Annotated in this window: 4 protein-coding genes and 3 pseudogenes; all 7 read left to right on the top strand. The window is 62.8% G+C overall.

Annotation, left to right across the window (positions count from 1 at the left end):
* The coding region (tssK, locus tag JFT80_RS16620; protein ID WP_201148585.1) for a type VI secretion system baseplate subunit TssK at positions 1-499 on the top strand (499 nt) is incomplete at its 5' end.
* Positions 496-1,216: pseudogene (icmH, locus tag JFT80_RS16615) on the top strand (type IVB secretion system protein IcmH/DotU). The gene tssK and the pseudogene icmH, both read left to right, overlap by 4 nt.
* A 30-nt stretch (positions 1,217-1,246) precedes the next feature.
* Positions 1,247-5,126 (top strand): annotated as a pseudogene (locus JFT80_RS16610) (type VI secretion protein IcmF/TssM N-terminal domain-containing protein).
* 31 nt (positions 5,127-5,157) lie between these two features.
* A complete protein-coding gene (gene tagF, locus JFT80_RS16605; protein WP_122839899.1) occupies positions 5,158-6,084 on the top strand; it encodes a type VI secretion system-associated protein TagF in 927 nt (308 codons plus the stop codon).
* A pseudogene (tssM, locus tag JFT80_RS24445) lies at positions 6,081-8,575 on the top strand (type VI secretion system membrane subunit TssM). Before tagF ends, tssM begins: the two are co-directional and overlap by 4 nt.
* Before the next feature lie 162 nt (positions 8,576-8,737).
* Positions 8,738-9,256, top strand: coding sequence for a type VI secretion system tube protein Hcp (locus JFT80_RS16590; RefSeq protein ID WP_122839487.1), 519 nt, complete (start codon positions 8,738-8,740; stop codon positions 9,254-9,256).
* 94 nt (positions 9,257-9,350) lie between these two features.
* Positions 9,351-10,439 carry a type VI secretion system protein TssA gene (gene tssA / locus JFT80_RS16585; protein WP_201148583.1) on the top strand — a complete coding sequence of 363 codons (1,089 nt, stop codon included), beginning with the start codon at positions 9,351-9,353 and terminating at the stop codon, positions 10,437-10,439.
* The last annotated feature ends 36 nt before the right edge of the window (positions 10,440-10,475 follow it).

The following is a 10,475-nucleotide window of genomic DNA, read 5'->3' as shown; positions in this document are numbered from 1 at the left end:
CCTGGACACCCAGCTCAATGACATCCCCGAGTACGACCATCACGACCCGGCAGCGTCCCTGGTCAAGCTCGACGAGATGATCCGGGTGCTGCTCGACAATGTCGTGCCGAACCAGTGCGTGGTGATCAACCTGACCCAGACCAAGCCGTCGTACTGGCAGGGGCAGTTGCTCGACCCGCGCCTGGCCGATGCCGATTTCTATATTTCGGTGCACGCCGACATGCCCGGTTCCAGCCTGCTGGAACTGGTGCCGCGGGCGTTCAAGGTGGGCTCGCCGGAAGACATCGAAGTGGTGGTCAACAGCGCCATGCCCGGCGTCACCCTCAACCACTCGACGCGCCTGCCGAATGCGATTCCTGTGCGCCTGGACAACCACTATTTCTCCATCGAGCCCCATGGCCGCGTGTACGAACGAATGATGAGCGCCCAGGCCATCTCGTTCTACGCACCCAGCGCCTTTACCAATCTCAAGCTTGAACTGATGGCGGTACTCAAATGACTGAAGCCGTAATGCAAGGCGCCGTGGCAGCCGCCACCGACAAACCGGTGCTCAAGGACCTGGTGCAAGACTTCATCAGCATGGCGCTGATCGTGCGCAAGGGCCGTCAGGTGACGTCGGTCACCGCCTTCGAGGCCAGCGTCGACACCTTCTTCGCCACCCTGGAGCGCGAAGCCCGCAGCGCCGACTACAGCGTTGAACAGGTCAAGGACACCCAGTACGCCCTGTGCGCATTCCTTGACGAAAGCGTGCTGCGCGCCGAAGACAAAGACAACCCGCTGCGTCGCCACTTCGAGCTGCAGCCGTTGCAGTTCCGCTATTTCTGGCGTGCACCTGGCCGGCCAGGGTTTCTTCGAGAAGATCGATTCGCTGCGCAGCGACGTCAAGCAGAACCTCGACGTGCTCGAGGTGTATCACCTGTGCCTGGCACTGGGTTTCGAGGGCAAATTCGCCGCCGGCGAGAAAGACCAACTGCGCTACCTGGCCAACACCCTGGGCCAGGACATCGCGCGCTACCGCAAGAGCCCCAAAGCCCTGTCGCCGGATTGGGCCCTGCCTGACCAGGTGTCGCAGATGCTGCGCTACGAAGTGCCTGTCTGGGTCTACCTGGCCCTGATCGCGCTGGTCTGCGTCGGGGTTTACCTGACGCTGGACTGGCTGTTGGCCAAGGACGTCGCCGCTTTGTCCGAACAAATCAGCCAGCTGTTCAGTGCCTGAATCCAGGTCAGGTAATCGAGTCAGGAAGACATGAAGACACTATTGCGTTTGTTGAAAAGTTTTTGGTTTGTGATTCCAGTCCTGTGGCTGGCGAGCCTGGCTGTCTGCTGGTTCGTGGCGCCGCACGTGATCTGGCTGCGCGGTTATGCCCTGGAGGCGATGGCGATCATCAGCGCCTTCTATCTGTTGCTGATCGTGCTGCGCCAATACCAGCGCATCCGCGCCGAGCACAACCTTGAGCACTTGGTGCAACTTGAAGTCGATCGCTCGCTCAAGTCCACCGGCGAATTCCGCGACCAGCAAGTGCTGCGCGAACGCCTCAAGCACGCCATCGCGATGCTGCGCGACCGACCGCTCAGCCGGGGTGGCGGCTCATCGGCGCTGTCCGACCTGCCGTGGTACCTGGTCATCGGCATGTCCGGCGCCGGCAAGACCTCGCTGCTGACCCGCTCCGGCCTGTCCGCAAGCATTGCCAACAGCGCCAACGACACCCAGAGCGGCACCCAGCATTGCGACTGGTACTTCAGCCCCGAAGCGGTGTTGATCGACACGGCCGGGCGTTACCTGCGCGACGACCAGTCCGCCAGCGAATTCGCCGCCTTCCTGCGCATGCTGAAAAAGCAGCGCAGCAAGGCCGCCGTCAACGGCCTGGTACTGGTGGTGAGCCTGTCGGAATTACTGGCATCCAGCGCTGCCGAGCGTCACACGCTGGCGGCGCAATTGGTCTCGCGCATCGAGGAATACACCGATTGCCTGGACGCCAACCCGCCGATCTATCTGATGCTGAGCAAGACCGACCAACTGCCAGGTTTCAGCCAGGCCTTCGAAGGCCTGGACCTCAACGAGCGCCAGCAACCCCTGGGCATGACCTTCGGCCTGTCGGAGATCCGCAACCAGGGCCTGCGTCCGGTGCTGGATGCCAAGCTGGCCAACCTGCACAGCCACATCCGCCGTCACGTCGACGCGCAGATGATTGCCCTGGGTGCCGATGCCAACAGCGCGCTGCTGAATTTCCCGAACTATTTCTCCGAGCTGTCAGCGGTGCTGGAGCAGTTCCTCCAGCACTTCGCCGACCACCGTCACGCCGGCGCGCCCCTGCTGCTGCGCGGCCTGTATTTCACCAGCGCACTGCAGACCGACCAGCAACTGAGCCAGGTGTATGAAGACGACCTCGCCGAGTCGTTCGCCCTGCAACCGCATGCCGGGCAGGACGCGGACAGCGAAGGCAGGAAAATCAGCGACCGCAGCTACTTCATCACCGATACCTTCCGCCGGGTCATTTTCCCCGACCGCGACCTGACGTTGTACCAGTCGCGCCAGGGCCACAATAAATCCCTGAGCCCTGTGCTGCTTGGCGTGGCGCTGTTGGCCGGGCTGGGGTTCATTGGCTGGCAGGCACTGTCGTACCAGAACAACCGCCAGTGGCTGGCTTCCTTGCGCGATCAGTTGAATCAGCTGCAGCAGTCCCCGGACCGTGTGCAATTGCTCGCCTCGGGCCAGGGCCTGGAATTGCTGCGCAATCAGCTCAGCGCCATCGAGAAACACCGCGCCCAGGGCGTGCCGCTGCAACTGAGTGCCGGCCTGTACCGTGGCGATGACATCTACCAGGTCGCGCAAAATGCCTATCTGCAGCAACTGCGCACCCAGGCACTGGAACCGGTGACCTTGCAGTTGCAATTGCAGATGCGCGCATTCAACGAATTCGCCAGGACCATGGACCCGCAAAACGCCCTCGCAGCCGCACCGGCCAAGGCCGGCAACACCAAAGCCAAGGCGCAGTCCCAGGGCTTGAAACTGCCCACCCGCCTGAGCAGCGTGCCGCGCAGTGCCGGTGAAGTCAGCAGTCGCCTGAGCGGCAGCGCCAGAGCGGTTGCGACCAAGGCGCGGGGCGATGCGATAAACAGCCTGCGCAACCCGGCCACCGCCAGCGATGCCGCCGATCTGTCGGCGACGACCGGTGGGCTGTCGTTGTCCGAGGAAATGCTCGGGCGCCTGGACGAGCGTCAGGTCGAGTCGATCATCGAATCCTATAACGCGCTGAAGCTGTACCTGATGCTGACCCAGCCGGACTCCCATCCGGAGCCGGAGTTCGTCGGGGCTGCTTTCCCGGTCGCCTGGGCCAATACCGCGACGGCACAGAACCCGGTGAGCACCGAGGTGATCCAGGACAACGCGCCGGTTTACGTCCAGCTGCTGAAAAACCGCCAGGCGCCTACCCTGCCGCGCAACGAACAGTTAATCAGCGAAACCCGCAACAGCTTGAAGTCATTCATGATCTCCAGCTCCCTGGTGGACCGCGAATACCTGCGCCTGCAACTGGAATCCAGCCGTCAGTTCCCGGCCGTGGGCCTGAGCGACCTGGTGCCCTTGCCCGGTCGTCAATTGCTCTACGGCAGCGAGGCCGTGCCGGCAATTTTCACCCGCCAGGGCTGGGAGCAGTTCGTCAAGCCAGAGCTGATCAAGCTGGTCTCGGGCAACCTGCGCAACGAATCGGACTGGGTCCTCGACGGTGAAGGCGGCGACAGCCTGGTGCAGAAAGCCAACTTCATCCGCGAGTTCATGACGCGCTACAAGCGCGACTACACCCAGGCCTGGTACGGCTTCGTCGACAGCGTCGGCGTGCGCCATTTCACCGACATGGCCAACGCCACCCAGCAACTGTCGCTGCTCAGCGACGTGCAGAATTCGCCGGTGAAAAACCTGCTGGCGGCGGTCAACGACAACACCCAATGGGACGTGCCGGCACCGCGCACCACCGAGCAACCGGGGATCAAGCGCGATGACGGTTTCTGGGGCAAGGTCTCGGGCATTTTCGATGGCCAGGACACTTCACCCAACGCGCTGATTTCACCGCTGCCAGCTGTGGATGATGGCAGCCTGGCCAAGCGCTTCGAGCCGGTATCGCGAGTGTTCGCGGTGCAGAACGCCGAAGGCGCCGACAGCACCATCATGGATCGCTACCTGGCGGCGCTGCGCAAGCTCAAGGTGCGGATGAACAACATCCAGCGCTCCCAGGACGTGGGTAAAAGCAGCAAGCAGCTGATCAGCGAGACCCTGGAAGGCCAGCCGAGCGAAGTCACCAGCGTGCGCAACTACGTCGAGACCACGGTGGATACCAGCCAGGGTGGCTTGTCGAGTTCGCTGCAAGGGCTGTTCAGCCTGCCGATCCAGTTCGCCTGGGAGACCCTGCGCGACCCGGCCGGCGAACAGATCGCCAAGGCCTGGGCGCAACAGATTGCCAAGCCCTGGGAACAGGTCATGGCGCACCGCTTCCCCGATTGCCGCTGGCAGTCGCAACGAAGCGTCGGTGAAGGACCTGCAGCGTTTCGTCGACCCCGAGTCCGGCCTGCTGCCGAACTTCAAGCGCAACGAAATCGGCAACCTGTCCGGCGGTGAGGGCCTGGGCATGAGCAGCGCGAGCAAATCGGCGCCGCTGGTCAACCCGAACATGGTCAACAGCATCGACAAGGCCAGCTCCCTGGGCCAGGTGATCGCCAGCCTGTCGGACCGCGAGAACGGCTTTGAAATCATGCTGGAACCTTCGGCTTACTTCACCGACATCATCTTCACCCTCGATGGCCAGGTGCAGCATTACCGCAATGGCAAGACCAGCTGGAGCCGCTTCTCCTGGCCCGGCACCACCACCGCTCCGGGGGCACGCATGGACGTGGTGACCCTGACCGGCGAACGCATCACCGTGTTCGACTACCCTGGGCGCTGGGGCCTGCTGCGCATGAACGACAGTGCGCGGGTCAGTGACCTGGACGGCATCCAGCAACGCTTCAGCTGGAACACCGCCAGTGGCCAGGTCAGCCTCGCCGTGCGCAACTATGGCGGCGTCAAGCTGACTGACCTGGCCAACGTCAAGGCCTTGAGTTCGCTCAATGCGGCCGGCGGGCGGGTCCAGTGAGCAGGCTGGCACTGAACCCAGGGCGCGGCCAATGATTGGCTGCTTCGGCAAGGTGCCCGCGAGCCCGGACTTCGTCAGCCTGCACGGCGCGGCAGACGACGTCTGCGAGTTCGATGGCTGGCTGCAAGGCGCCCTCGCGGCCCTGCAGCATCGCGAAGACTGGCGCAGCCTGTTCGACGCCTTGCCGCTGTGCTTTTTCAGCTACCGCGCACGCAGCGGCAACTGGCTGCTGGGCGGGCTGATCAGCTCGATGGACGCCAGCCAGCGGCGCTACCCGTTCTTCATTTTCCAGACAGTCAAAGCCGCTGAAGCCGAGCCCTTCGTCAACCCGTTCACGTTGGGCGAGCTGTTCAGCGCGCAGATCAAGCCGTTGCTGCACATGGCGGCGCAGGGCGAAAGCACCGCGGTGCTGTTCGAACGCATCAAGGCCCTGCGCCCGCTGCAGGCCCAGGACTTCGACCTGTTCCGCCGGGTGCACGGCAAATTCCTGGTGAACTTCAACCTGCGCGACATTGCTACTGCACTGGAAGGCTCGTACCCGGAGTTCGTCACCAATGCCGTGCTGACCCGTCTGCAAGCCTTGCACAGCCCCCTGCGACACGGCACGCCGATCGGCATCACTCTGCCCTTGCCGGCGGAGCGCGGCTTGAAGAACCCGACCGCCGATCTTTGGCTCACCTGGCTCACGCGCATGACGCCGGGCAAGGCCGTGCCGCAGGTGAGCCTGCTGGCGGACGACTTCATGCGCCCGCGCCTGATCTGCTTTGCCTCACGCACCACCAGCAACGCCTACCGCGTACTCACCGGCAGCGGCGACCGCGCGCAGAGCTATGACGTGCTGGCGTCCTTCGATGCCTTTGACGAGCACCACCTTGCACCCGCTTTTCCCGCAATCGACCGTCCCCTTGATGACGCCATCGACCGTTTTGTCGATGCCCTGGATTCGAAGTCTGTATGAACAAGATCAAGTATTACTTCCTGCGGTATCAACCCTACATTCTGGGGATCGCCTTCTTTCTCTCGATCTTCGTGGTCTGGGGCATCGGTCGGGCGTTGGGCTTCAGTTCGCTGAACAGCTTGCTGACCGGCATTGGCGTGTTCCTGCTGCTGGCGTGCGGCTACGTGCTGCTGCTCTATCGCGGGGTGTCGCGGCATCACAACCTTGAAGGGCTGCTGCGCGATGACGCCGACCAGGCCGTGTTGAACGCCAGCCCGGGGGATCGCGAGGAAGTCAGCCTGCTGCGCGAACGCCTGCTGCAAAGCATCGAGCGCCTGCACAACAACAAGCCCCGGGGCAGCAACCCCAAAGACGCGTTGTACGCCCTGCCCTGGTACCTGGTGATCGGCCAGCCAGCGGCCGGCAAGAGCACCATGCTCTATCAGTCGGGCTTGAACTTCCCCTACGCCGAACGCGAAGGCGCCCGGGTTGCCGGATTGGGTGGCACACGCAATTGCGACTGGTTTTTCAGCTCCGAAGCCGTGCTGCTGGACACCGCCGGACGCTACATGAACAACCAGGAAGAAGCCGGCAAGTGGCGCGCTTTCCTGCAACTGCTGCGTCAGCATCGCCAGCGCCGGCCGCTCAACGGTTTGATCGTCACCGTGAGCATCCACGACATCCTGCAAGCGTCCCTCGACGACCAGGAACGCATCGCCAAGCGCCTGCGCGAACGCATCCAGGAAACCCACGCGCTGCTGGAAGTGCGCCTGCCGGTGTACCTGGTGTTCACCAAGTGCGACCTGGTGCCGGGTTTTGCGCCCTTCTACCGCCAGCTGGATGAAGCGGCCCGCGGTGAGGTGATGGGCAAGACCTTTGCCCACAAGGGGTATGAACAGGCGGACTGGGGTCGGCAATTTGGCGTGGCGATGGACGAGCTGGTTGCCTACTGGCAGCAGGTGGCGAGCCGGCAACTGGTGACCCAGGACATTCAGATCACCCGCCAGGATTCGGCGGTGTACCGCTTCCCGCTGGAACTGGCGGCGCTGAAACCGCGCCTGCAATTGTTCGTCGACGCCCTGCTGCGCGCTAACCCGTACCAGAAGGCCGAACTGCTGCGCGGCTTCTATTTCACCAGTGCCCTGGACGCCGACCAGCCAGAGCTGGGGGCCACGCCCGCCAGGTCACCGAGCGCTTCTCCCTGGAGAACGACCAGGCGAGCGTCGGCGGTGACGCGCAGCCACGCCCGCTATTTATCAATAGCCTGTTCCGCAAAGTGATCATCCCCGACCAGCATCTGGTGGCGCTGTACACCACCAACCATCGCGAACGCCGGCGCAAAGCGGCGTGGATAGGTGGCGCCGGTGTGCTGGCGATGCTGCTGTGCGGCCTGCTGGGCTGGTCTTATGTGAACAACCGCGACACCGTGCAGGGCATCTCGACGGAACTGGCCCAGGCGGCGTCTGCTGACGCGGCGGCGACAGGCCAATACACCGAGTGGCAAACCCTGGACCGCATGCGCTTCTGGACCGCCCACTACTGCGCCCGGCATCACCAGGACGGTGTGCCGCTGCGCATGCGCCTGGGGTTGTACCAGGGCTACAAAGTCGAGCCGCTGCTGCGCAGCGAGTATTTCAGCCGCCTGGAAAGCGTGATGCTCAAGCCAACGGCGGACAACCTGACCCGATCGCTGTACCTGCTGACCACCCTCAAGGTGTATCAACGCAACACTCAGCAACTGTTACCCGTGACCGGCGTCGACAGCGTAGAACCCAAGGCCCTGCCCAACGACAACCGCGCGCAGTCCATCGCCGCCTTCGGCAAGACCACCCTGGACACCTATGTGATGCTCTCCCGGGCCCAGCGCGAGAAGGCTGACCCGGCGTTCCTCAAGGCGAAAATCCCGGACTACTGGTACCCGGCGATTGCCCGCCAGACCGGCCAGACTATCGGTGCCGCCAACGGTGATCCGGGGACTCATCAGGACTACGAGTACGCCAGCCGGCAGATCAATTTCTACAGCGACCAGATCCACGAGCAGGACGTGCCGCGCATCCTTGACAACGCGTTCCTCACCTCCAGTTCGCGCAACTACATCAACAGCCTGCTGAGCCAGTCGCTGCGCTCGATCGAGACCATCACCCTGGAGTCGGACACCCTGTTCGCCTTTGGCCGCGCGGACTTCCAGAGCCTGAAAACCGCAGGGCAAAGCCAGCTCAGCGCCATCGCCGGCAAGCTGCTCAACACCCCGGACATCGGCAAGATCATCATCGCCGGGCACGCCGACCAACTGGGCGACCTGCAGGGCAACTTGCAGGTATCCAGGCAGCGCGCGCAGACCATCAAGACCTATCTGGTGGGCAAAGGCGTCCCCGGCGAGCTGGTCGAAGCCGTCGGCGAAGGCAGCACCAAGCCCCTGGTCAAGTGCGACATGACGCAACCCCGGGCGCAGCTGATTCAGTGCCTGGAGCCTAACCGCCGGGTGGAAATCGAAGTGCGGGCGATCAACTGATCGCGCGCCGCCAGAGCAAGAAAAATCGTTGCCCGGGTCGACTCGATACACGAGCCGGGCAACGGTAAGACACCTCTCTTGAGCGTATTCAAAGAGGTTAAAACGAAGGGCTGCCGACTGCTCGCAGCGGCACCCTTAAATGAAGGTAAGGAGAAATTAGAAATGGCATTTGACGCATACATCCAGATCGAAGGCATTCCAGGCGAAGTACTGGACGAAAAGCACAAGGATTGGATCGAAGTGCTGGGCTATGAGTTTGGCGCGACCCAGGCCACCTCCGCGACGGCAAGTTCTTCGGGCGGTGCTTCTTCGGAACGCGTGGTGTTGAGCAACTTCACCATCCGCAAAGCTGCCGATAAAGCCACTGCCAAGCTGTTTGAAGCGTGCTGCAAAGGCACCCACATCGCCAAGATCCAGCTGAACGTGAACCGCGCCGGTGGCGACAAGGTGACCTATCTCACCTACAACCTCGAAGAAGTAGTAGTGGCTTCCGTCAATACCGTTGCTGGCGGTAGCAAGGGCGGCAAGGACGAAGCGGAAAGCGATCTGCCTGTCGAAGAAATCAGCTTCAACTTCGCGCGCATCAAGACCACCTACACCCAGCAGAGCCGTGCCGATGGCCAGGGCGGCGGCAACGTCACCGGCGGTTGGGACCGCACCGCGAACAAGGTGTTCGCTTAAGTCTGCAGCACTAGCGGGCCGTGCGAGCGGCCCGCCTTAAGCACTGCGCCTGTGGTCCGGGCGCGGTGTTCTTTTATCCTGATCAGAGTTGCCTATGTCTGAATTTCTCAACGACCTTTCCCTGGCCGAACTGACAGCGCCCATCAATGAGGGGAGCGGTGAAGACCTGAGCTTTTCCACCTTGTTTGACCAGGTGAAAGAAGCGCGTCGAGCAGACCCCGATTATCTCACCCAGGGTGATTGGCAAACCGACCTCAAATCTTCGGATTGGGACCTGACCATCACCTTGGCCGCACAGGGCCTGGCTCGCCAGAGCAAGGACCTGATGCTGGTCGCCTGGCTCAGTGAAGGCCTGGCGCACAAGTACCATTTTGTCGGTATCACCTTTGGCCTGACGCTGGCCGAGCGCATCCTGGATACGTTCTGGGCAGACCTGTTCCCTTCGCTGGAAGACGGCCTCGACGAACGCGCCGCACGTCTGGCGTGGTTAAAAGCCTCGCTGGCGGACGTCGTCGGCGGTTTGCCAATCACCCAGGGCCAGCAGTTCGGCCTGCTGCGTTACGACGAATCCCGGCACATCGAAAACCTCGCGCTGCAAAATCCCCAGGCCATGCGTGCCGCAATTGATGAAGGCAAGATCAACGCCGAGGTGTTCCAGCGTTCGGTGGTGCTGACCGACTCCGACCACCTGCGCCTCAAGGCCGGCGAAATCGCCGCCAGCCTGGGCGCTTGCCAGCAATTGCAGAGCACCGCAGACCGGCTGTTTGGCGCTGATGCCCCGAGTTTCGCCGCGCTGACGGACGTACTGACCCGTGCCGGGCAACTGGCCGAGAAACTGCTCAAGGACCGCGGCATCGAGCTGCATCCCGCCCCCGTTGCGCCCGTCCAGCCAAGCGTTGTCGACCAAACCGCAGGTGCCGCCATGACCCAGCCCCAGCCAGATCCCTCATCCATCCCCCTGCGCACCACCCCACTGACCCGCGACGAGGCCTTCACCCAACTGGCGGGCATCGCCCAGTTCTTCAAACAGACCGAACCCCAAAGCCCGGTGCCGTACCTGATCGAACGCGCGATCAAATGGGGCAACATGCCGCTTGAGGGCTGGCTGAATGATGTGATCAAGGACAGCAACGTCGTGGACAGCATCCGTGATGTGCTGGGGACGAAGGAATCGAAAAGCTGATAGCCCCGATCAACTGTAGGAGCTTTGCTCCTACCG

Origin of the sequence: Pseudomonas sp. TH10 (assembly GCF_016651255.1) — a bacterium.
GTDB lineage: Bacteria > Pseudomonadota > Gammaproteobacteria > Pseudomonadales > Pseudomonadaceae > Aquipseudomonas.
This window is presented reverse-complemented; position numbering and strand designations above follow the sequence as displayed.

Coding starts and splice junctions, on each gene's coding strand:
- tagF (WP_122839899.1), top strand. CDS start 5,158: ATGATTGGCTGCTTCGGCAAGGTGCCCGCGAGCCCGGACTTCGTCAGC.
- JFT80_RS16590 (WP_122839487.1), top strand. CDS start 8,738: ATGGCATTTGACGCATACATCCAGATCGAAGGCATTCCAGGCGAAGTA.
- tssA (WP_201148583.1), top strand. CDS start 9,351: ATGTCTGAATTTCTCAACGACCTTTCCCTGGCCGAACTGACAGCGCCC.